Genomic DNA, 22,479 nt, shown 5'->3' with positions numbered 1-22,479 from the left:
GCGTCGACCGACCGCAGGGGAGTGCTCACCATGACCGCGATCACCACCGTCCGACGGGCCGCCGTGCTGGCCTGTGCCGCCGCCCTGGCCCTCACCGGGTGCTCGGGCGACGACGGCGGGGGCGGGTCGGAGGGCAAGGGTTCCGGGTCCGCGTTCGAGTACACGCCGGGCCCGCTGGACGAGTACCTGGCGCGGATCTACGGCTACTCCCTCGAGCAGGACGAGCAGAGCATGGACGACGCGCAGGCGGAGTCCGACCGGCAGAACCGCGAGGTCGAGGAGCTGGTCGCGGCCTGCATGGGTGAGCAGGGCTTCGACTACACGCCCAACGACAGCAACGGCGGCACCGTGTTCTCGAGCGACGACCTCGACGTCGAGTGGGGCTCCATGGAGTTCGCCGAGCAGTACGGCTACGGGATCAGCACCGACCCCTGGGGCATGGAGGACCTGCCGGAGCCCGACCAGGAGTACGTCGACCCGAACCAGGAGTACCTGGAGTCGATGTCCGAGAGCGAGCAGCAGGCCTACTCCGACGCGCTCTGGGGCCCGCCGCAGGAGGACCCCGCGGGCGCCGAGGACGAGAACGTCGCCGTCGAGTACGACTGGACCACGGCCGGCTGCTACGGCGAGGCGCAGCACGAGGTCTATGACATGGGCGCGACCTCCACGCCGGACGAGTTCTCCGCCCTCGAGGACGAGATCAACGCCCGCTGGGAGCAGGCTGCCGCCGACCCGAAGATCGCCGAGCTCGACGCCGCCTGGGCGAGCTGCATGGCCGACGCCGGCTTCAGCGACGTGACCACGGTGAACGAGGTGCAGAACGCGCTGTACGAGGAGTGGAACGAGCTCCAGGGCTACGGCCCCGAGTACGAGGCGCTGATCGAGAGCTGGGACTGGGAGGCGAACCCCGAGGGCCCGGCGCAGCCGGAGAAGGACCAGGCCGCCGTCTCGGCGTTCACCGCCAAGGAGATCAAGCAGGCCGTCGCCGACCGGGGCTGCCAGGACTCCACGAAGTACCAGGAGAAGGCGCTCGAGATCGACCACGCCAGCCAGCAGGAGTTCGTGGACCAGCACCGCGACGAGCTCGAGGCCTGGGCCACCGCCGCCGCAGAGGCGCGCGGCGAGTGAGCGTCGTGCCGACGGAGGAGCCGGGGCAGGAGCTCGAGCCGGCAGCGGTCGCGCCCGTGAGCTCGTGGCGGACCGGCAACCGCGCGATCGTGGTGCTCGCCCTGGTCGCGGTGGTCGGGCTGGTGGTGGGCCTCGTGCTCAGCCGGTTCGTGGTGAACCCCGCCGAGGCGGCCGCCCGCACCGCCCCGCCGGAGGCCGGCCCGATCACCGTCCCGGTGGAGAGCCGTGAGCTGAGCAACACGGTGACGATCCGCGGCGACGTGGTCTACGACGACGCGGTGGACATGCGGATCGAGACCTCCGACCTCGGCCAGCGCGCCGTGGTCACCGGTCAGGTGCCCGAGGTCGGGGCCACCCTGGACGCCGGGTCGGTGGCGCTCGAGGTCGCCGGACGCCCGGTGATCGTGCTGCCCGGCGGTCTGCCCACCTACCGCACCCTGCGCTCCGGGGTGTCCGGGCCGGACGTCGTCCAGCTCAAGCAGGCGCTCGGTGCCCTCGGCATCGCCGCCGGGGACCCGGCCTCCGACGTGTACGACGCGGCGACCGCCGCCGGGGTGCGCGCGCTCTACCAGCGCGTGGGCTACCCGGCGCCGACGGCCAGCGACGAGCAGGAGGAGGCGGTGCGGTCGGCGGAGCTGAACGTGCGGTCCGCGCAGACCGCGGTGACCGACGCGCAGACCGCGCTCAGCCGTGCGGCGTCCGGGACGACGGCTGGATCGCAGATCCTCAAGGCGGACCAGGCGGTGAACGCGGCCGTGCGCGCGCGGGACGCCGCCCGGCAGACGGTCGACGAGACCCGCGCGGCGTGCGCTGCGGGCACCGCGGGCGATGCGGACTGCTCGGCCGCCGGTGACCGGGACCGGCAGAACGCGCTGGCGGATGCCGAGGACGCTCTGGCGTTCGCCCAGGCCGAGCGAGGTGAGATCGGCGGCGCCCCGGACACCAGCGGCGAGCGTGCCTCGCTCACCGCGGCCCAGCAGATGCTCACGGACGCGAAGGCCGACCTGGCCGACGCGCAGGCCGAGACCATGACCGCGCTGCCCGCGTCCGAGGTGGTCTTCCTCGACACGGTCCCGCGCCGGGTGGACTCGGTGGGCGTGAAGCGCGGCGGCACCGTGGACGGGTCGGTGATGAGCGTCTCCGGCGCGACCCTCCAGGTGGTCGCGAGCGCCTCGCGCACCGACGCCGCGCTGCTGACCGTCGGGGCGACCGGCACGATCCCGGTCGGCGACGTGGAGGTCCCGGTCACCGTCACCGAGATCACCGCGGGCTCCTCGGGCTCCGGCTCCGGGTCGGGATCGGGCGGCGAGGGCGACGGCGGGTCCGGCGACAGCGGCCGGTCCACGATCACCTTCCGCCCCGAGGGGCTGACCCCGGAGCAGATCGCGACGCTCCAGGGCACCAACGTCCGGGTGTCCGTCCCGGTGTCCAGCACCGGCGGCGCGGTGCTCGCGGTCCCGCTGGCGGCGATCACCGCCGGGCCCGGTGGCGAGTCCCGGGTCGAGCTGATGACCGACGGCACCAGCACGCTGGTCGAGGTCACCACCGGCCTGGCCGCGGGCGGCTACGTCGAGGTCACCGGCGTGGACCACGAGCTGCACGAGGACGACCTGGTCGTGGTGGGCACCAGCGGCGGCGACGACCCGGAGGCCACCGCGGAGCCCGACGCCGAGGACGACGCGTGACGGCGACCGACCTGCTCACCGAGCTCCTGCCGGTCGAGGACGCGGCGCCGGTCATCGAGCTGCGCGGGCTGACCCGGTCGTTCCCCGGTGACCCGCCGGTGACCGCGCTGCACCCGAGCGACCTGCGGGTGGCCGCCGGGGACTACCTGTCGATCATCGGGCCGTCCGGCTCGGGCAAGTCGACGCTGCTGCACCTGCTCGGCCTGCTCGACCGGCCCACCGGCGGCGAGTACCTGCTCGACGGGGTGCCCACGGGAACGGCGTCGGAGGCGGAGCGGTCGGCGCTGCGTGGCGGGCGGATCGGCTTCGTGTTCCAGTCGTTCCACCTGCTGCCGCACCGCACGGTGCTCGACAACGTGCTGCTCGCGACGCTCTACAGCGGCGTGCCCCGGGCGGAGCGACGGCAGCGGGCGCTCGCGGCGCTGGACCGGGTGGGGCTGAGCCACCGCCTCGGGTTCCTGCCGACGGTGCTGTCCGGCGGCGAGCGGCAGCGGGTCGCGGTGGCCCGGGCCGTCGTCACCCAGCCGCACGTGCTGCTCGCCGACGAGCCCACCGGCAACCTCGACACGACGAGCAGCGCGGCGGTGATGGACCTGTTCGACGAGCTGCACGCCGAGGGGCTGACCCTGGTCGTGATCACGCACGACGCCTCGGTGTCCGCGCGGGCGCAGCGGCGGGTGCGGATCGCCGACGGCACGCTGACCGAGGTGGCCTGATGCGCGCCGCGACCCGGACGGAACGCCCGCAGCGGGCCGGGCGGGGCGAGCGGGGCGATGGGGCCGAGCGAGGTGTGCGGGCCGAGCGCGCTCCGCGCGGTGACCGCTTCGGCCTGCGGGACCTGGCCGTCGAGTCCACCTTCGGCATCGGCGCCCGCCCGGGCCGGCTGTTCCTCACCATCCTCGGCACGGTGCTCGGCATCGCCTCCGTGGTGGTGACGGTCGGCCTGGCGCAGACCGCGGCCGGGCAGATCGCCGCGCAGTTCGACGCGGTGGCCGCCACGCAGGCGGTCGCCTCCCCGTCGACCACCCGGACCGCCAGCGGCGAGCAGCGCGCGACGGCGGCGCTGCCCTGGGACGCCGACGCGCGTGCCGCCCGGCTCGCGGGTGTCGAGGACGCCGGGCTGGTCGCCACGGTGGACGTCGACGGCGCCACCGTGACCGCGGCCGGCGTGAACGACCCCTCGCAGCCCGACCCCGTCTCGCCCCCGGTGCTCGCCGGCACCGGCGGTCTGCTCGACGCGGTGCGCGGGCGGGTGGTCACCGGCCGGTTCTTCGACTCCGGCCACGACGAGCGCGCCGACCGGGTGGTGGTGCTCGGAGCACGCGCCGCCGAGCGGCTCGGCATCAGCCGGGTGGACCGTCAGCCGTCGATCTTCATCGGCGAGCGCTCGTACACGGTGATCGGGATCGTCGACGGGGTGAAGCGCCGCTCCGACCTGCTGGACGCGGTGGTGCTGCCGATGGGCACCGCCCGCGCCGACTTCGGGCTGGCCGCGCCGGAGGAGCTGCACCTGCGGATCGCCGTCGGCGCGGGGCCGGTGGTCGCCGAGCAGGTGCCGGTGGCGCTGTCGCCGAACTCGCCGGAGACGGTCCGGGTGCAGGTGCCGCCCAGCCGGTCCGCCGTGCAGGAGAGCGTGCAGGCCGACATCAGCACGATCTTCCTCGCGCTCGGCGGGGTGGCCCTGCTGATCGGCGGCCTCGGCATCGCGAACGTGACGCTGCTGTCGGTGATGGAACGGGTCGGCGAGATCGGCCTGCGCCGCGCGCTCGGGGCCCGGCGGCGGGACATCGGCGCGCAGTTCATGCTCGAGTCGGTGGTGGTCGGCCTGCTCGGCGGCATGATCGGCGCCGCGCTCGGGGTGGCGGTGGTGGTGATCGTGTCGGCCGCCCAGTCCTGGACGCCGATCCTCGACCTGGCCGTCGTGGGCGCTGCGGCGGTCGGCGGCGGGCTGATCGGTCTGCTGGCCGGCATCTACCCGGCGCTCAAGGCGGCGTCGATCGAGCCGATCGCGGCGCTGCGCGGGGGGATCTGACCCGGACGCGGCCGGTCCGGACCACGACGGGCGCCGACCCCCCGTGCGGGAGGGGCGGCGCCCGTCGTGGCGCTGCGCCCGGGCGTGCGCCCGGGTGGGGATGCTGCGGTCAGGCCGTCGGCGCGGGGGCGGTCCCGGCGCCGGTAGCGGGGCTGGCGTCGGCAGCGGGACGGGTCGCGTCCGTGACCGTGGTCGCCGGGGCGCCGGTGTCCGCACCGGCGGCCGCACCGCGACGCGGCGGCAGGAAGAACGCGACCACCACCGCGCCGACCAGGGCGATGCCCGCCGGCAGCAGCAGGGCCTGCGCCATCGCGTCCGAGAACCCGGGGGTGATCGCGTCCGGCAGCCGGCCCGCGGCCTCGGCAGCGGCGGTGGAGCCGGCGGCCCCGGCCCCGAGCTCGGCGGTCAGCCGGGCCTGGATCAGCGCGGCGATGGCGGCGCTGCCCAGCACGGAGCCGATCTGCCGGGTGGTGTTGAACACGCCCGAGCCGGCGCCCGCCTGCTGCGGCGGCAGGTTGCGGGTGGCGGTGGACGAGATCGGCGACCACAGGCAGGCGTTGGCGACACCGAGCAGCGCGCTCGGCAGCAGCAGGCGGGCCCAGCGGTCGGTGCCGGGCTCCAGCCACAGCGAGAACCACACCAGCGCGAGCGCCATCAGCAGCATGCCGGCCAGGGCGATGGTGCGCGGGTTCGCGGTGTCGACACGGCGGCCGATCACCGGGGACAGCGCCATGGTCATCACGGCCATCGGCACCAGCATCAGCGCGGAACGGGTCGGCGAGAACCCGAGCACGAGCTGGTAGTAGAACACCAGCGGCAGCGACAGCGAGGTCACCGCGAAGCCGAGCGTGCTGATCGCCCCGTTGGCCAGCGCGAAGTTGCGGTCACGGAACAGGCCGAGCGGCAGCAGCGGCTCCCCGCGGGTGCGGGACTGGTGCACGACGAACAGCACCAGCACCACCACGCCGGCGCCGACCACGCCCCAGACCGGCAGCCAGCCGCCGATCAGGCCCCAGTCGTAGCCCTGCCCCTCCTGGATGCCGAACACCAGCAGGAACATGCCGAGCGCGCTGAGCACCACGCCGACCACGTCGAACCGGTGGGCGTGGGTGGGCAGCGTCGGCACCAGCCGCACCGCGAGCACGAACGCCACGACGCCGACCGGCACGTTGACGAAGAAGATCCACTCCCAGCCGAGGCCGTCCACCAGCACGCCGCCGAGGATCGGGCCGACCAGGGTCGCGACACCGGCGACCGCGCCCCACAGGCTCATCGCCTTGCCGCGCGAGTCCGGCGGGAACATCCGGGTGATCACGGCCATGGTCTGCGGGGTCATCAGCGCGGCACCGAGGCCCTGGAACGCGCGGGCGGCGATCAGCGCGCCGATCGACCCGGACAGCCCGCAGGCGGCCGACGCGATCGTGAACAGGGCGAGTCCGGCCAGGTACACCGGCTTGGGACCGAAGCGGTCACCGAGCCGACCGGTGACCAGCAGCGGGGCGGCGTAGGTGAGCAGGTAGGCGCTGGTCACCCAGATGACCGCGTCGATGTCGGTGTGCAGGCCCTGCATGATCGCGGGGTTGGCGACGGACACGATGGTCGTGTCGACCAGGATCATGAAGAAGCCGACGACCAGCGCCCAGAGGGCAGGCCAGGGTCGGGGGTGCGGGGTCATGGGTGTCTTCTCTCGGAAGGACGGACGGGCGTGCGGGGCGGCGCGGCGGCGGGGCCGGGGCGCCGGGGGTCACCAGGCGATGTCGCCGGACTCGATGCCCTCGACGAAGGTCGTGATCCAGCGCTGCTCGGTCTCGTACACGGCGATCTGGTAGGTCAGGTCCACCCAGTAGCGGACCGGCAGGTCCTTGGCCTCGACGGCGGCGACCCCGTCGCGCAGGACGGCGAGCTCGTCGTCCAGGCGAGCGAGGCGGTCGCGGAGCAGGCCGATCACCGTCGCGCGGGGGAGGTTGTGGGCCTCGGCGAGCGCGAGCGGCAGGCGGGGGAACTCGTTGACGGGTGCGGAGATCATCGCGGCGAGCTCGGTGCTCAGCGCCTCGGCCCCGGCGGGGGTCAGGGCGTAGGTGGTGCGCTCGGGACGGTTGCCGGACCGCTCGACCCCGGCGGGCTCGGCGAGCCCGTCACGGACCAGGCGGTCGACGGTGTGGTACAGCGAGCCGGGCCGGACCTTGACCAGCCGGTCGGTGGCGCGCTGCATCAGGATCTGGAGCATCTCGTAGGGGTGCATCGACCGTTCGGCGAGCAGCGCGAGGATCGCGACGCCCATCGGTGTCACAGCGGCCATCAGATGCTCCTTCTCGAATACTCCGCGTGGAACATACCACCAGGGTCAGCGATGATCACGGGGGAAGAACGGGTGATCTGTGCCACGCGGAGCGCGGGACCGGCGCGCAGGGCGCTGATCAGCGCGGGCACCCGACCGGCGCGCGGGCACCCCGCCGGGCTGCCTCAGCCCTCGGCCAGCGCCGCGTCCCAGAGCGCGTCGTCCAGGTAGGTCGGCAGCGACACGACCAGGTGGTGCGGCACCACGCGCTCGCAGAAGCCGAGCGCCAGCGGCAGCACGTCGACCCGGAGCAGCCCGGCGCCCTCGCCGGTGGTGGTGCGGTCCAGCGCCCGTGCCCCGGCCACGCCGCGATCGGCGCCGATCTCCGCGGAGATCGTGTCCCGCACCCGGGTCGACCACGCGGTCAGCGCCCCCATGTCGAGGCCGGTGGTCCCGTAGACGTCGGTCCACAGCCGGGGGCTGCCCAGCACCGGGCGCCGGGGCGAGGCGGCGGCCTCCGTCCACACCCCGCGCCACAGCGAGACCAGCGAGGGGTCGTCCGGGCGGATCGAGGTGCCGGGCTCCGGGGGCGGCTCGGCAGGCGGGATGTCGTCCCGCACGTCCAGACCCCATGCCTCGCGCACGAACACGAGCTGGACGAACGTGCGCGGCACGTCGAATGCGATCACCTGGTTGCCCCCTGCCCCTCACGGGCATCCTGGCAGGTCGCAGGCGTGCGGGGGGAGGGTTCTGGCACCCGTCTCGCGGCGGGTCCGATCGGGTCAGCGACCGCGCCGACGCCCTCCGCCGGACCGCCGGCCGGAGCCCCCGCCGGATCCCTGCGCGCGGCGGTCACCCGGCGGGCGCGCCGTCCGGCGGCCCGAGGCCCCGCGCTCGGTCCCGCCGCGTCCGGCGGAGCCACGGGCCGGTGCAGCGCGACCCGCGTCCTCGGCGGGGGCTGTCCCGCGGGCGGCACCGGCGGTCCCCCGTGACGAGTTCACGGTGCGCCCGCGCACGATGCCGATCATCTCCTCGACCAGCGGATCGCCGTCGTGCTCGCGCAGCCAGGCCAGCGCCACCTGCGAGGTGGGCGCCGCCGTGAGCGGGCGGTAGGTGAGGTCGCGACGGTGGTGCAGCCGGGCCAGCGACTGCGGCACGACCAGCAGCCCCACCCCGGCAGCCACCAGCTCGATCGCGTCGGCGGTGGTCTCCGGCGTCGGCAGGGCAGACACCTCGCCGGGGCGGTCCGGCCACGGCAGCACGTCGTCCGCCGGCACGAGCAGCGTCTCCTCCGCCAGGTCGCCGGGTGCGATCTCGTCCAGCGCGGTGAGCAGGTGGTCCTTCGGGAGCACCACCACGGAGGTCTCGACGTAGAGCGGGATCGCGGACAGCACGTCGCGATCGACCGGCAGCCGGAGCAGCGCGGCATCGGCACGGCCCTCGGCCAGCGTGGCGTGCTGCTCGGCCACCTCGGCGTGCACCAGGTCGAGCCGCACGTCGGGCAGCCGCTGCGCCCAGGTGCGCAGCCAGGACGCCGGGATCACGCCCGGCACCACCAGCAGCCGGAACGTCTCGGCGGGGGTCGCGGGCTGCTCGGGCATCGCGCCAGCCTATCCGCGCCCGACCGGGCCGGGCCCGCGCGGGCTCCCGGGCGAATAGCATGCGACCCGGCGCAAGGAGGACGCATGGTGACGATCGGCGACGTGGCCCGTGCCGCGGGCGTCTCGCGTAGCACGGCCTCGTACGCGCTGTCCGGCAAGCGGTCGATCTCCGAGGAGGTCCGGCGCCGGGTCGACGCGGCGGTGGCGGACCTCGGGTACACCCCGAACGCCGGCGCCCGGGCGCTGGCCACCTCGCAGACCCACGTGATCGGGCTGCTGGTGCAGTTCCTGGAGGACGAGTTCGCCCCGGCGATGCTCCAGTACATGCTCGGCGTCGCGGACGTCGCGCGGGAGGCCGGCTACGACATCCTCATGGTCGGGGACGCCGACGGGGCCCGTGCCCTCAAGCGGATCACCGACTCGCGGATGGTCGACGGCGTCGTGCTGCTCAACGTGGCCGACGAGGACGACCGGCTGCCCGTGCTGCGTGCGGCGTCCCAGCCCGGGGCGCTGGTCGGGCTGCCCGCCGACGGCACCGGCCTGGACGTGGTCGACCTCGACTTCGCCGAGGCGGGGCGCCTGATGGTCGACCACCTGGTCCACCGGGGGCACACCGAGGCGATCCTGGTCTCGCAGCCGGAGCACGTGGTGGAGCGCGGCGGGGCCTACGTGTGGCGGCTGCGCGACGCCGCCCTCGCCGAGGCCCGGGCGCGCGGGCTGACCCTGCACGCCGTCTACGGGGAGTCCCGCCAGCCTGCGGTCGGCGCGCTGCTGCACGACCTGCTCGACCGGTACCCCGGCGCGACCGCGCTGCTCGCGCACAACGAGGCGGTCGCCGCCGCGCTGCCCTCCGTGCTGCACGCCCGCGGGGTGCGCGTGCCGGAGGACCTGTCCGTGATCGGCCAGTACTCCGATGAGTTCGCGCGCACGTTCTCGCTGCCGTACTCCTCGATCGAGAGCGCGCCGGACCTGCTGGGCCGGATGGCGGTCCGGCAGCTGGTCCGCCGGATCGAGCAGCCCGACGCGCACGAGCCGCACGTGGTGCGCTTCGTCTCGCCGGTGCTGGTCGACCGCGGGTCCACGGGGGCGCCGCGCGGGCGGTGACACGCACCGCCGCTTGACGCGCCGCGGCCGGGCCGCCGGGGGCGTGCACCCCCGACGACCCGGCCGCGTGCCGGACCCGGGCGTCAGCCCATCGCGCGGTCGGCGATCGGACTGACGGCGATCCGATCGATCACCGGCGCGTGCTGCGAGCGCAGCAGCACGTCGGGGAAGGTGTCCGAGATCAGGGTCTCGCCGTCGAAGGAGGGCAGCTCCTCGGCCGAGAAGGTCACGGTGTTGTGGCCCTTCTTCAGGGTGAGCGGGACGGTCAGCTCCCAGAACACGTTCTGGTGGAAGGTGTGCGGGAACAGCGTGCGGACGGGGTCGCCGCCGTTGACGCTGATGTCCGCGTGCCGGGGCAGGGGGTCCGGGTTGTCGTGGGTGGCGGGGGACTGCTCCGGGTTGGAGTAGCGGACCACCACCGCGTAGGTGCCGGCCTCGGCGCGGTGACGTCGAAGGTGAGGGTGCTGTCGTCGCCGGGCTCCCCACCGACACCGGTGACGTCGTAGCCGCCGGAGGTGGAGAACTTCGCGACGTCGGCGGGGGAGCCCTCCGGCCCGTTCTTCGAGTACCCAGAACCTGAGTAGGTGGCGTCCTCGGCCTCGTAGGTGGCGGACCACAGGGTCGGCGTGGCGGTGGTGACGGTGCCGCGCCCGCCGGGGGTCAGCACGATCTCGGCGACCACGGCGGGCTCGGCGGAGTCGCCGATCTGGCCGGTCCACGCGATCTCCCGCACGGTGGCGTGCACGGTGGAGCCGAAGACGTCGGCGGGCACGTCGTCCACCTGCACCCAGGCCGGGCCGTCGGCGCCGCCGAGGATCACCCGGGACTGCCGCAGGTCCTCGTCGAGGGTGGCGACGCCCTGGAGCGTGTACGACTCGCCCGGGGAGGGCGGGTCGACGGTGACGGTGTGGCCGGTCATCGAGCCGTAGGCGTTGTACAGCCCCCACTGGCCGTTGCCGCGGTTGGCCTGCACGGCGGAGTCGGACAGGTTGCCGTCGATGTTCCAGTAGGCGATGTCGCTCCTTCGCTCTCGGTCCTGCATGGTGGGTGCCCCGATCGTTCGAACCGATTCGACGCGCCGGATGCAGGCTCCGCGGGGTGTCGGCAGGGGAGCGGGCGCGCGGGCAGCACGGCGGGACGCCGCGCGGTGCGACGCGGGCCGGGCGCGGGCGGGTCGGGTCGACGGGTCGTCGGGCGGTCGGGCCGCTCGTGGAGCGGGGCTCGGGGCCGAGGTGCCGGGGCGCCGACAGCCCGGGCCCACGTCCGCGGGGTCCGGAGACCGACGGGCCGGCCGTGCCGGCGACGCCGGGTCGGCACGTCGTCGTGCACCGCCCCCGCGCCCCGACCAGGCGAATCGGTTCGCCGGTGAGTGCACCTGTGAACCTCGGGTGAGGCCGCTGAGGCGTCAAGAGATCGGTGGTGGGCGATCGAGATCGAGTGCGGTGGCGACGGGCTCGGATCGCACATCGCCACAGGTCAGAGCGATCAACCAGGTCCTCGACCCTTCAGCTCGCGGAGGTGCACCCGCGAACCAGCGGCACGCACCTGCTTGCGCGCACCCCGCGACGGGCGCTAGCGTGCGAACCGGTTCGACGATGACCGGCACGTTCGACGAGGAACAGGAGGGGCGCGATGGCCACGATCGGCGACGTCGCCCGCAGCGCGGGGGTCTCGCGCAGCACCGCCTCCTACGCGCTGTCCGGCAAGCGCCCGATCTCCCCGGAGGTCCGCGCCCGCGTCGAGGCCGCCGTCCGCAGCCTCGGGTACACGCCCAACGCCGGCGCCCGGGCGCTGGCCACCGCGCAGACCCGGGTGATCGGCTTGCTCGCCGAGTTCCTGGAGGACGAGTTCGCCCCCGCGATGCTCCAGTACATGACCGGTGTCTCGGACACCGCCCGCGGGCTCGGCTACGACATCCTGCTGGTCACCGAGGCCGACGGCGCCCGCGCGCTGCGTCGGATCACCGACTCGCGGATGGTCGACGGGGTCGTGCTGCTGAACGTGGCGCACGACGACGTCCGGCTGCCGGTGCTGCGCGGGGCCGAGCAGCCCGGCGCGCTGGTGGGCCTGCCCGCCGACTGCTCCGGGCTGGACGTCTTCGACCTCGACTTCGCGGAGGCGGGCCGGCTGATGGTCGACCACCTGGCGCGGCTCGGCCACCGCGAGGCGATCCTGGTCTCGCAGCCGGAGCACGTGGTCGAGCGCGGCGGCGCCTACGTCTGGCGCCTGCGCGACGCGGCCGCCGCCGACGCCGCCCGGCGCGGGATCCGCCTGCACACCGCCTTCGGCTCCGCCCGCCAGCCCGCGATCGGGCGCGAGCTGACCGCGCTGCTCGACGCGCACCCGCAGGCCACCGCCGTGCTGCTGAACAACGAGGCCGCCGCCGCCGCGCTGCCCTCGATCCTCGCCGCCCGGGGGCTGAGCGCCCCGGCGGACCTCTCGGTGATCGGCCGGTACTCGGACGACTTCGCCACCACCTTCTCGCTGCCGTTCACCTCGATCGACAGCGCGCCCGACCGCCTCGGACGCATGGCGGTGCGCCAGCTCGTGCGGCGCATCGAGTCCGTCGACGGCCGGGAAGATCCGCACGTGGTCCGGTTCGTCTCGCCGGAGCTCGTGGACAGGGGGAGCACCGCACCACCGCGCCCGTCGGGCCGGTAAGAGGCACGAGGCACACCGGCCGCGCCCCCTCGCGGCCGTCATCACGATTCAAGGAGGAACACAGTGATGCGGAAGACCACGACGCGCACCCTCGCGGTGGCGGGCGTGACGGCGCTGGCCGTCGCCGGCCTGACCGCGTGCTCGTCCGGGGACTCGTCCGGCGAGGCGAGCTCCGGCGGCGGCACGTACACCTGGTGGGACCCGTACCCCCAGCACGACGCCTCGTCCGACTGGACGCAGCGGGTCGAGGCCTGCGGCGAGGAGGCCGGGGTCACCGTCGAGCGCACCGCGTACGACACGACCGCGCTGACCAACCAGGCGCTGCTGTCCGCGCAGGAGGGCACCTCGCCCGACGTGATCCTGCTGGACAACCCGGCCGTGTCCACGCTGGCCGACACCGGCATGCTCACCACCACCGAGGACCTCGGCCTCGACACCTCGGCGATCGACGCGAACCTGCTCGCCGCCGGCCAGATCGGCGACGACACCTTCGGCATCCCGGTCGGCGCCAACACCCTGGCCCTCTGGTACAACCAGGACGTCCTGGACGCGGCGGGCGTCGACCCGGCCTCGATCACCGACTGGGCGAGCCTCACCGACGCGCTGGCGAAGATCACCGCAGCCGGCCACAAGGGCATCACCTTCGCCGGCATCGGCACCGAGGAGGGCTCCTTCCAGTTCCTGCCCTGGTTCTGGGGCGCCGGCGCCGACCTGCGCGACCTCGACTCGGACGAGGCCGTCGACGCGCTGACCCTGTGGACCGACTGGGTGCAGCAGGGCTACGCGCCGAACTCGGTGATCTCCAACTCGCAGAACACCACCTGGGAGGAGTTCCTCACCGGTGACTTCGGCTTCGGCCTGAACGGCACGTGGCAGATCAACAGCGCCGCCGAGGCCGACTTCCCGACCGGCGTGATCCAGGTGCCCGGCGAGGACGGCGGCGTCGCCCCGACCCCGACCGGTGGCGAGTTCCTCACCGTGCCGGTGCAGAAGGACGAGGCCCGGTACGACACCACGAAGAAGATCGTCGAGTGCATGACGACGACCGAGGGCTTCGTCGAGACCGGCAACACCTTCGCCTACTACATCCCGCCGACCGCGGAGGGCCAGGAGCAGATCGTCGCCGACAACCCGGACATCGACCTCGCGCCGTGGGTCGCCGCGGTGAACAGCGCCAAGGGCCGGACCAGCGACGACCTGGGCACCGACTACCCGCTGATCTCCGAGCCGCTGTGGACCGCGGTGCAGGAGGCGCTGTCCGGTGCGGCCACCCCGGCCGACGCGCTCGCCAAGGCCCAGAAGGCCGCCGAGGCGGAGATCGGCTGACCTGAGATGACCACGCAGACCTCCACGGGTCGCGGTCGCGTCCGCCCGGGGCGTGGGACGGTGGCCACGGCTGCCGCCCCGCGCCCCCGGCGGGAGGTGTCCCGCTCCCGATCGACCCGCTGGGCGGCCGTGGGCTTCGCCGCCCCGCTGCTGGTGTACCTGCTCGCGTTCTACGCGTTCCCGCTCTACCGCAACATCGAGCTCAGCCTGCACGACTACAACCTGCGGGCCTTCGTGCAGGGCGACGCCGAGTTCGTCGGCCTGGCGAACTACGCCGACATCATCGCCTCGGACACCTTCGTCCCCGCGCTGCGGAACACCGTGATGTTCGTGCTGGTCTCGATCGTCTTCCAGTACACGATCGGCCTGGCGCTGGCGGTGTTCTTCCGGCAGAGCTTCCGGCTGTCGGGGGTGCTGCGCGCGCTGTTCCTGGTGCCGTGGCTGCTGCCGCTGATCGTCTCGGCCTCCACCTGGTCGTGGATGCTCAACAGCGACAACGGCATCGTCAACGCGTTCCTGCAGGCCTTCGGGATCGGGCAGATCAACTGGCTGACCTCGCCGGGCATGGCGCTGGTGTCGGTGACGATCGCGAACATCTGGCTCGGCATCCCGTTCAACCTGGTGATCCTCTACTCGGGGCTGCAGAACATCCCGGGCGACCTGTACGAGGCGGCCTCGCTGGACGGCGCGACCGGCTGGCAGCAGTTCCGCCGGATCACCTTCCCGCTGCTGCGACCGGTCTCCGCGATCACGATCCTGCTCGGTCTGATCTACACGCTGAAGGTCGTCGACATCATCTGGGTGATGACCACCGGTGGCCCCGGCGACGCGTCCACGACGCTGGCGATCTGGTCCTACCGCGAGGCCTTCGGCACCGGTCAGCCCGACTTCTCGCCGGCCGCGGCGGTGGGCAACCTGCTCATCCTGATCGCGCTCGCGTTCGGCTTCGCCTACCTGCACCTCCAGCGCCGACAGGAGCAGTCATGACCACGCGCCGCACCTGGTGGAAGACCGCCCTCGGCGTCGTCCTGACCGCGTTGATGCTGTTCCCGGTCTACTGGATGGTCAACGTCTCGCTGACCCGCACCCGGGACATGCGATCCGACCCGCCGCACTGGTTCCCCTGGTCTCCGACCGTCGACGGCTACGCGCGGGTGTTCTCCGACCAGCTGCCGAACCTCGGCACCAGCCTGCTGATCGGCCTGGGCACGGTGCTGCTGACCCTGGTGGTGGCCGCACCCGCCGCCTACGCGCTGGCGCAGCTGCACCTGCGCGGGTCCGGGGTGCTGAACTTCGTGCTGCTGGTCGCGCAGATGATCCCCGGTGTGATCATGGCGATGGGCTTCTACGCGATCTACATCCGGCTCGGCTGGCTGAACACGATCGGGGGGCTGATCGTCGCCGACTCCACGGTGGCGGTGCCCTTCGCGGTGCTGCTGCTGACCACCTTCATGGCGGGCATCCCCAAGGAACTGCTCCAGGCCGCGACGGTGGACGGCGCCGGGACCATCCGCACCTTCGCCTCGATCGTGCTGCCGATGAGCCGCAACTCGCTGATCACGTCCGCGCTGTTCGCGTTCCTGTGGTCCTGGTCGGACTTCATCTTCGCGTCCACGCTGAACCGCAACGGCGACCTGATCCCGATCACCCTGGGCATCTACCGGTACATCGGCAACAACACCACCGAGTGGAACGCGATCATGGCGACCGCCGTGGTGGCCTCGATCCCCGCCGCGATCCTGCTGGTCGTCGCGCAGAAGTACGTCGCCGCCGGTGTCACCGCCGGTGCCGTCAAGGACTGATCCCCTTCTCCTCTCCCTGCGGGGCGCGCGGCGCGCGACCCCGTCCTCGCGCAACCCTGGAGCGATCCCGATGGTCACCTTCCACCCGTCCGACTCCGCGCTGGAGGTGCGGCACCGCCACGAGGTGCTGCGCGTCGAGGCGTGGGGCACGGACAGCGTCCGCGTGCGGGCGGCCCAGCACCGGCTGCCGGCCGAGAGCGTCGGCGCGCTGGAGCCGGTCGCCCCGGCCGGCCCGGTGCCGACGATCACCGTGCAGGACGACAGCCACGCCACGCTGGTGCACGGCGAGGTGACCGTCGAGGTCGCGTTCGACCGGGGGGCCGCGTACCCGGAGCCGCTGCTGACCTTCCGGCGGACATCCACGGGGGCCGAGCTGCTGGCCGAGCAGCGCGAGCACTTCTGGATGCCCGCCGCGCGGTACTACCAGGGCAACCGCTCCGGCGCGTACGAAATCCACCAGGAGTTCGCCGCCTACCCCGGCGAGCGGCTGTACGGCCTCGGTCAGCGCACCCACGGGCGGCTGGACCTCAAGGGGCTGTCGCTCGACCTGGTGCAGCGCAACGCCGAGGTCAACATCCCGTTCCTGCTGTCCGACCGCGGCTACGGCCTGCTGTGGAACGTGCCGGCGCTGGGACGCGTGGAGCTGAGCGAGAACGGCACGCGCTGGCAGGTCGGGCAGGCGCGGGAGATCGACTACTGGTTCACCGCCGCACCGACCCCCGCCGCGATCCTCGCCCGCTACGCCGACGCCACCGGTCACAGCCCGGACCTGCCGGAGTGGGCCTCCGGGTTCTGGCAGTGCAAGCTGCGCTACCTCGATCAAGAAGAGCTGCTGGGCGTCGCGCGCGAGCACAAGCGCCGCGGCCTGCCGATGAGCGTCATCGTCACCGACTACTTCCACTGGTCCGCGATGGGCGACTACCGCTTCGACGCCGCCGAGTGGCCCGACCCGCAGGCCATGGTCGACGAGCTGCACGAGATGGGCATCGAGCTCATGGTGTCGATCTGGCCGACCGTGTCCCCGCTGTCGGAGAACTTCGCCGACTACCGCGACCAGGGGCTGCTGGTCGGCTCCGACCAGGGCGTCGAGTTCCACCAGACCATCCAGGACAAGCGCATGGAGACCCCCATGCCGGTGGCGTTCTACGACCCCACCAACCCGCGCACCCGCCAGTACGTGTGGGACCTGGTGAAGCAGAACTACCTCGACCTCGGCATCAAGGTCTTCTGGCTGGACGCCTCCGAGCCCGAGCTCAACCCGGCCACCCCCGCGAACCTCAGCCTCTGGGCCGGCCCCGGCGCCGAGGTCGCGAACATCTACCCCCGCGACAACGCCCGCCTCTACGCCGAGGGCATGGCCGCCGCCGGGCAGGAGCCGACCGTGCTGCTCTGCCGCTCCGCCTGGGCCGGCGCGCAGAAGTACGGCGCCGCGGTGTGGTCCGGCGACATCCCCGCCACCTGGCTCTCGCTGCGCCAGCAGATCCGCGCCGGCCTGAACGTCGCCATCTCCGGCATCCCGTGGTGGACGACCGACATCGGCGGGTTCCACGGCGGCGACCACCGCGACCCGGCGTACCAGGAGCTGATGATCCGCTGGTTCCAGTACGGCGTGTTCTGCCCGCTGTTCCGGCTGCACGGCGACCGCGAGCCGCGCACGCCCACGTCCTCGGCACAGACCGGCGGGCCGAACGAGGTGTGGTCCTTCGGCGACCAGGCGACCGCGATCATCACCGACCTGCTGCACCTGCGCGAGCGGATCCGGCCGTACATCCACGAGCAGATGCGCCTGGCCGCGCGGGACGGGCTGCCGCCGATGCGCCCGCTGTTCGTCGACCACCCCGACGACCCCGGCGCGTGGGCGGTCGAGGACGAGTTCCTGTTCGGGCCGGACATCCTGGTCGCCCCGGTGGCGGAGCCCGGTCGGCGCTTGCGGCCGGTGTACCTGCCCGCGGGTGCGCGCTGGGTGGACGCCGCCACCGGCGAGGTGCACGAGGGCGGGGTCACGATCGAGGCCGAGGCGCCGATCGAGCGGATCCCGGTGTTCCTGCGCGAGGGGTCGACGGTGCCGGTGGGCGCCGAGGCCGGTGCGGGGGTGCGCGCATGACCACGACCGTGGGCACCGACCCGACCGGCGGGCGGCCCGTCGTCCCGGCGGTCTCGGAGCGTCGACCGCTCGGCCTGCACGAGATCGCGCTGACCGGCGGCTTCTGGGGCACCCTCCAGGACACCAACGCGGCCGCCACGCTCGCGCACTGCGAGCAGTGGATGGAACGCCTCGGCTGGATCGCGTCCTTCGACCGGGTCGCCGCCGGCACGATCGGCCCGGACCGCCCGGGCTGGCCGTTCGCCGACTCCGAGGTCTACAAGCTGATGGAGGCGCTGGCCTGGGAGCACGGCCGCACCGGCGACCCCGTGCCGGACGCGGCCCTGCGCCGGCTCACCGCCCGGGTCGCCGCCGCCCAGGACGACGACGGCTACCTCAACACCTGCTTCGGCCACGGCGCGCAGCGCCCCCGCTGGTCCGACCTGGAGGAGGGCCACGAGCTGTACTGCGTCGGCCACCTGCTCCAGGCCGCCGTCGCACGGGTGCGGACCGTGGGGGAGGACCTGCTGGTGCAGGTCGCCCGGCGCGCCGCCGACCAGGTGTGCGCCGAGTTCGGCCCGGACGGGCGGGACGGGATCTGCGGGCACCCGGAGATCGAGGTCGGCCTCGCGGAGCTCGGGCGCGCGCTGGACGAGCCGCGCTACCTCGAGCAGGCCGCGCTGTTCGTCGAGCGGCGCGGGCACGGACGCCTCGGCCCGCACCCGTTCGGCGCCGGCTACTTCCAGGACGACGTGCCGGTGCGGGACACCACCGTCTGGCACGGGCACGCCGTCCGCGCGCTCTACCTGGCCGCCGCCGCGGTGGACGTCGCCGTGGACACCCCCGACGCCGACCTGCTGACCGCGCTGGAGGGGCAGTGGGAGACGACGGTCGCGCGGCGCACCTACCTCACCGGCGGGATGGGCTCGCAGCACCAGGACGAGGGCTTCGGCGACGACTGGGCGCTGCCGCCGGACCGCGCCTACTGCGAGACCTGCGCCGGGATCGCGTCGACCATGGTCTCCTGGCGGCTGTACCTCGCCACCGGGGACCCCCGGTACGCCGACCTGATGGAGCGCACGTTCTACAACGTCGTCGCGACCTCCCCGCGGTCGGACGGGCGCGCGTTCTTCTACGCCAACCCGCTGCACCAGCGCGCCGCCGCCTCGGCCGCCGTCGAGGACGAGGTCAACGCCCGCGCCGAGGGCGGCCTGCGCGCCCCCTGGTTCGACGTCTCGTGCTGCCCGACCAACGTCGCCCGCACCCTCGCCACCTGGCAGTCCTACGCCGCGGTGGTCGAGGACGACGGGGTGACCCTGCTCCAGCACGCCCCGCTCGCCGTGCGCGCGAGGCTGGCCGACGGCGCGCGGTTCGACCTCGACGTGGAGACCGCGTACCCGTCCGACGGGGTGGTGACCGTGCGGGTGGTCGCGGCGCCGGAGCGCCCGGTGCGGCTCGCGCTGCGGGTGCCCGCGTGGGCGGCGGGCGCGACGCTGGACGTGCCCGGGGCGGGCGGGGCCGGTGCGGACGCGGCCGACGGCTCGGGTGCGGCGGGTCCGGACGATGCCGGGTCGGACGGGACGCCGGGCTCGGACGACGGCGGGCCGCGCGCGGTCGATCCCGGGATCGTGGTGCTGCGCCGGCGGTTCCGCCCCGGTGACGAGGTGCACCTGGTGCTGCCGGTCGCACCCCGGCTGACCTGGCCGGACGCGCGGATCGACGCGGTGCGCGGCTGCGTGGCCGTGGAGCGCGGGCCGGTCGTCCTCTGCCTGGAGTCGCCGGACCTGCCGGCGGGCGTACCGATCGAGGACGTGCGGATCGACCCCGCGGTCCCGCCGCGCGACGAGCCCGGGACCGACGCGGTGCTGCTGCGCGGATCCGTGCGCCCCGGCGCCGACCCGGCCGGTCTGCCCTACGCGCCCACCCCCGACCCCGCGGACCCCGCGACCCCGCTCGACCTGCGCCTGGTCCCGTACCACCGCTGGGCCGAGCGCGGCCCCTCCACCATGCGCATCTGGCTCCCCCGCGCGTAGGGCCCGGGACCGGAGGTGGGTGGAGCGGGGGTGTGCCCGTGCACGAGGGCGCGGGTGCGCGGGCGGAGGCGGGAGCAGGGGGCCGCGCGGGTCCGTATCCTGGGGCGGTGAACTCGGAGACCCCGGCGCGCCGTGAGCGGCAGAGCCAGACGATGAAGCCCGCCACCGCGGCGGCGAAGCTGGGCGTCTACCTGCCCGCGACCCCGGAGGAGTTCCAGTCCGCACCGGTGTCCCGCGAGCAGCTGGACGAGATGCAGCGCACGCCCCCGGCCTGGCTGCTCGACCTGCGCAAGAACGGCCCGCACCCCCGTCAGGTGGTCGCCGCGCGCCTGCGGATCTCGACCTCGGGGCTGGCCCGCGCCGGGCTGACCGACCCGCTGACCACCGAGCAGATCGACGCGATCATCGCCGAGGCCCCGGAGTGGCTGCACCGCGAGCGCGCGACGCAGGCCGAGGTGAAGCGTGAGGAGCAGCGGCTGCGCGAGCGCGACGCCGAGCGGTCCCGCCAGCAGGGCTGACCCCCCAGCACGACGCAGGCCCCGCCCCCGACCGCGATCGGTCAGGGACGGGGCCTGTGCTCTGCGCAGCAGGGGCCGCGTCAGCGGCGCACGAGGTTCGCGCCGTCGGTGCGGATCACGTCGGCGTACCAGCCGAAGGACTTCTTCTTGTACCGGGCCAGCGTGCCCGTGCCGTCGTCGTTCCGGTCGACGTACACGAAGCCGTAGCGCTTGCTCAGCTGTGCGGTGGACGCCGACACCAGGTCGATGCAGCCCCAGGTGGTGTAGCCGAGCACCTGCACACCGTCCTCCAGCGCCTCGCCGACCTGCACCAGGTGGTCGTTGAGGTAGTCGATCCGGTAGTCGTCGAGCACGGTCTTCTCGCCGTCCACCTCGACCAGCACGTCCTTGGCGCCCAGGCCGTTCTCCACGATGAACAGCGGCTTGCCCCAGCGGTCCCAGAACTGGTTCATCACGATCCGCAGGCCCACCGGGTCGATCTGCCAGCCCCACTCGGAGGCCTCCAGCGTCGGGTTCGGCACGCCGCCCATGATGTTGCCCTTGCCGGCGACCTTGAGGGCGGGGTCGGCGGTCTCGCAGCTGCTCATGTAGTACGAGAACGAGACGAAGTCGACGGTGTTCTTCAGGGTCTCGCGGTCGGCGTCGGTGATGTGCAGCGTGACGCCCTGCTCGCGCAGGTGGCGCAGCAGGTAGCCGGGGTACTCGCCGCGGCAGTGGAGGTCGCCGAACGCCTGGTTCAGGTGGTCGGAGGCCAGCACGGCGAGCGCGTCGGCGGGGGCCGGGGTCAGCGGGTAGGTCGGGATCGCGATGAGCATGCAGCCGACCTGGGCGGCGGGGTCGATCTCGTGGATGATCTTCGTCGCCGAGGCGCTGGCGACCATCTCGTGGTGCACGGCCTGGTAGAGGTCGGACTGCGACAGCTGGTCCTTGGGCGTCAGGATGCCGCCGGACATGAAGGGCGCGTGCAGCACCGAGTTGATCTCGTTGAAGGTCAGCCAGTACTTCACTCGGCCGCGGAACCGGGTGACCAGGGTGGTGACGTAGCGCTCGTACAGCGCGATCATCTCGCGGGAGACCCAGCCGTCGTACTTCTTCGCCAGGGCCAGCGGGGTCTCGTAGTGGGAGATCGTCACCAGCGGCTCGATGCCGTGCTTCTCGCACTCGTCGATCACGCGCGAGTAGAAGTCCAGGCCCTCCTCGTTGGGCTCGGCGTCCTCGCCGTTCGGGAAGATCCGCGACCACGCGATCGAGAACCGGTAGGTGCGGAAGCCCATCTCGCCGAACAGCGCGATGTCCTCGGCGTAGCGGTGGTAGTGGTCGATGCCCGCGAGCTTGAGGTTGTCCGGGGTCGGCTCCTCGGTGACCGGGCCGAAGATGCCCTGCGGCATGACGTCCTGGATCGACAGGCCCTTGCCGCCCTGGTCGTAGGCGCCCTCGCACTGGTTCGCGGCGGTGGCGCCGCCCCAGAGGAACGTCGGGGGGAAGGGGGTGGTGCTGGTGCTCACGGCGGGTGGCCTCTCTGTCGGCAGGTGTCAGCGTTGACGGCGACGGCCGGGTCGGTCGGCGCCCTGGCGGTGGTGGTGCGTGGTGCGGGGCAGGCGTCAGACCGCGGCGGGTGCATCCAGGTCGGTGGCGAGCACGGCGGCCAGGTCGTCCAGCACGGTGCCGTCCGGGGAGCTCAGCACGACGGTCTCGCCGTGCTTGAGGCCGAGGCCCATGACCATGAGGACGCTCGCGGCGTCGACGGCGGGGCCGTCCTCGCGGGCAATCGTGACCGGGACGCCGGTGGCACCGGCCGACTTGGCGAACAGCCCGGCGGGGCGGGCGTGCAGGCCCGAGGCGGTGGCGATCGTGACGTGGCGCTGGAAGAGGGGCACTGGCTGACACTCCGTCGTCGTCGTTCGTGCGCGTCCCGGGGGTCCCGGGGCAACAAAAAAGACCTGTGCAGGGCACAGCCGTCGGGCCGTGCTGCAACAGGTCATGCCTGATCGAATCAGTAACAATCCTCGTTCAGTCGGCACTGTTGTACGTGCAGTCGGCGCTCGGAGTCAAGGCGGCGTCGGTGATTTCCGTGGGCGAAGCCGTCCGGGTGGTCGGTGTTCGCGGGGGTCGGTGCGGGCAGACCTGCAGGCTGCCGCCGTGGGAGCGCGGCCGCAGGCCTCGTGCGGTGATCACGGTGGATCCGGGCGGCGCGGTCCCTGCCTTGACAAGTCGCCGAGGGCCGCTCT

At 73.5% G+C, this 22,479-nt stretch carries 20 protein-coding genes; 12 read left to right on the top strand and 8 right to left on the bottom strand.

The features are described from left to right. Positions 1-30: 30 nt before the first annotated feature. From ACZ5HG_RS17880 to ACZ5HG_RS17865, 4 genes are read left to right on the top strand one after another with little or no spacing between them, the layout of a single operon-like run. Complete coding sequence (locus ACZ5HG_RS17880; protein WP_464178849.1) at positions 31-1,128, top strand: hypothetical protein; 1,098 nt, start codon at positions 31-33, stop codon at positions 1,126-1,128. A 56-nt stretch (positions 1,129-1,184) separates the two neighbouring features. Next, positions 1,185-2,813 carry a hypothetical protein gene (locus ACZ5HG_RS17875; protein ID WP_464178847.1) on the top strand — a complete coding sequence of 543 codons (1,629 nt, stop codon included), beginning with the start codon at positions 1,185-1,187 and terminating at the stop codon, positions 2,811-2,813. Then, a complete protein-coding gene (locus tag ACZ5HG_RS17870) occupies positions 2,810-3,529 on the top strand; it encodes an ABC transporter ATP-binding protein (protein ID WP_464178845.1) in 720 nt (239 codons plus the stop codon). The genes ACZ5HG_RS17875 and ACZ5HG_RS17870 overlap by 4 nt, the downstream gene beginning before the upstream one ends. Beyond that, the gene (locus ACZ5HG_RS17865; protein WP_464178843.1) at positions 3,529-4,845 is read left to right on the top strand and encodes an ABC transporter permease; all 1,317 of its coding nucleotides are present in this window, start codon (positions 3,529-3,531) and stop codon (positions 4,843-4,845) included. Before ACZ5HG_RS17870 ends, ACZ5HG_RS17865 begins: the two co-directional genes overlap by 1 nt. Before the next feature lie 109 nt (positions 4,846-4,954). Here ACZ5HG_RS17865 and ACZ5HG_RS17860 read toward each other — a convergent pair whose 3' ends face one another. The 4 genes from ACZ5HG_RS17860 to ACZ5HG_RS17845 form a co-directional block, all read right to left on the bottom strand. Then, positions 4,955-6,520, bottom strand: a complete 1,566-nt coding sequence (locus ACZ5HG_RS17860) for an MFS transporter (RefSeq protein ID WP_464178841.1) — start codon at positions 6,518-6,520, stop codon at positions 4,955-4,957. Positions 6,521-6,589: 69 nt separating this feature from the next. Beyond that, a complete protein-coding gene (locus tag ACZ5HG_RS17855; RefSeq protein ID WP_464178839.1) occupies positions 6,590-7,144 on the bottom strand; it encodes a PadR family transcriptional regulator in 555 nt (184 codons plus the stop codon). A gap of 164 nt (positions 7,145-7,308) precedes the next feature. Next, on the bottom strand, positions 7,309-7,812 hold the full coding sequence (locus ACZ5HG_RS17850; protein ID WP_464178837.1) for a hypothetical protein: 504 nt from the start codon (positions 7,810-7,812) through the stop codon (positions 7,309-7,311). 93 nt (positions 7,813-7,905) lie between these two features. Then, a complete protein-coding gene (locus ACZ5HG_RS17845; protein WP_464178835.1) occupies positions 7,906-8,724 on the bottom strand; it encodes a LysR family substrate-binding domain-containing protein in 819 nt (272 codons plus the stop codon). Positions 8,725-8,808: 84 nt separating this feature from the next. Here ACZ5HG_RS17845 and ACZ5HG_RS17840 point away from each other — a divergent pair, with 84 nt between their 5' ends. Next, positions 8,809-9,828, top strand: coding sequence for a LacI family DNA-binding transcriptional regulator (locus ACZ5HG_RS17840; protein ID WP_464178833.1), 1,020 nt, complete (start codon positions 8,809-8,811; stop codon positions 9,826-9,828). An 83-nt stretch (positions 9,829-9,911) separates the two neighbouring features. Here ACZ5HG_RS17840 and ACZ5HG_RS17835 read toward each other — a convergent pair whose 3' ends face one another. Together ACZ5HG_RS17835 and ACZ5HG_RS17830 are read right to left on the bottom strand one after the other, a co-directional pair. Then, positions 9,912-10,109: a hypothetical protein gene (locus ACZ5HG_RS17835; protein WP_464178831.1), complete on the bottom strand. Its 198-nt coding sequence runs from the start codon at positions 10,107-10,109 to the stop codon at positions 9,912-9,914. Further along, positions 10,094-10,870, bottom strand: coding sequence for a hypothetical protein (locus tag ACZ5HG_RS17830; RefSeq protein ID WP_464178829.1), 777 nt, complete (start codon positions 10,868-10,870; stop codon positions 10,094-10,096). The genes ACZ5HG_RS17835 and ACZ5HG_RS17830 overlap by 16 nt, the downstream gene beginning before the upstream one ends. A gap of 590 nt (positions 10,871-11,460) precedes the next feature. Between ACZ5HG_RS17830 and ACZ5HG_RS17825 the strand changes: the two genes are divergently transcribed. From ACZ5HG_RS17825 to ACZ5HG_RS17795, 7 genes are all read left to right on the top strand, one after another. Next, the gene (locus ACZ5HG_RS17825; RefSeq protein ID WP_464178827.1) at positions 11,461-12,489 is read left to right on the top strand and encodes a LacI family DNA-binding transcriptional regulator; all 1,029 of its coding nucleotides are present in this window, start codon (positions 11,461-11,463) and stop codon (positions 12,487-12,489) included. Between the two features lie 66 nt (positions 12,490-12,555). After that, positions 12,556-13,815, top strand: coding sequence for a sugar ABC transporter substrate-binding protein (locus ACZ5HG_RS17820; protein WP_464178825.1), 1,260 nt, complete (start codon positions 12,556-12,558; stop codon positions 13,813-13,815). A 6-nt stretch (positions 13,816-13,821) separates the two neighbouring features. Next, a complete protein-coding gene (locus ACZ5HG_RS17815) occupies positions 13,822-14,802 on the top strand; it encodes a carbohydrate ABC transporter permease (protein WP_464178823.1) in 981 nt (326 codons plus the stop codon). Then, positions 14,799-15,617: a carbohydrate ABC transporter permease gene (locus ACZ5HG_RS17810; protein ID WP_464178821.1), complete on the top strand. Its 819-nt coding sequence runs from the start codon at positions 14,799-14,801 to the stop codon at positions 15,615-15,617. Before ACZ5HG_RS17815 ends, ACZ5HG_RS17810 begins: the two co-directional genes overlap by 4 nt. Before the next feature lie 70 nt (positions 15,618-15,687). Continuing rightward, positions 15,688-17,721, top strand: a complete 2,034-nt coding sequence (locus ACZ5HG_RS17805; RefSeq protein WP_464178818.1) for a glycoside hydrolase family 31 protein — start codon at positions 15,688-15,690, stop codon at positions 17,719-17,721. Continuing rightward, a complete protein-coding gene (locus ACZ5HG_RS17800; protein WP_464178816.1) occupies positions 17,718-19,733 on the top strand; it encodes a glycoside hydrolase family 127 protein in 2,016 nt (671 codons plus the stop codon). Before ACZ5HG_RS17805 ends, ACZ5HG_RS17800 begins: the two co-directional genes overlap by 4 nt. 152 nt (positions 19,734-19,885) lie before the next feature. Then, the gene (locus ACZ5HG_RS17795) at positions 19,886-20,251 is read left to right on the top strand and encodes a DUF5997 family protein (protein WP_464182207.1); all 366 of its coding nucleotides are present in this window, start codon (positions 19,886-19,888) and stop codon (positions 20,249-20,251) included. An 80-nt stretch (positions 20,252-20,331) separates the two neighbouring features. On the opposite strand, the gene ACZ5HG_RS17790 is transcribed toward ACZ5HG_RS17795, so the two are convergent. Together ACZ5HG_RS17790 and ACZ5HG_RS17785 are read right to left on the bottom strand one after the other, a co-directional pair. Continuing rightward, positions 20,332-21,756: a glycoside hydrolase family 1 protein gene (locus ACZ5HG_RS17790; RefSeq protein ID WP_464178814.1), complete on the bottom strand. Its 1,425-nt coding sequence runs from the start codon at positions 21,754-21,756 to the stop codon at positions 20,332-20,334. 96 nt (positions 21,757-21,852) lie between these two features. Next, positions 21,853-22,128, bottom strand: a complete 276-nt coding sequence (locus ACZ5HG_RS17785; protein WP_464178812.1) for an HPr family phosphocarrier protein — start codon at positions 22,126-22,128, stop codon at positions 21,853-21,855. Between the last annotated feature and the right edge of the window lie 351 nt (positions 22,129-22,479).

This window comes from Cellulomonas sp. GTC20042, assembly GCF_055389595.1.
Note: the sequence above shows the minus strand (reverse complement) of the source record. Positions and strands in the feature narration are given on the sequence as shown.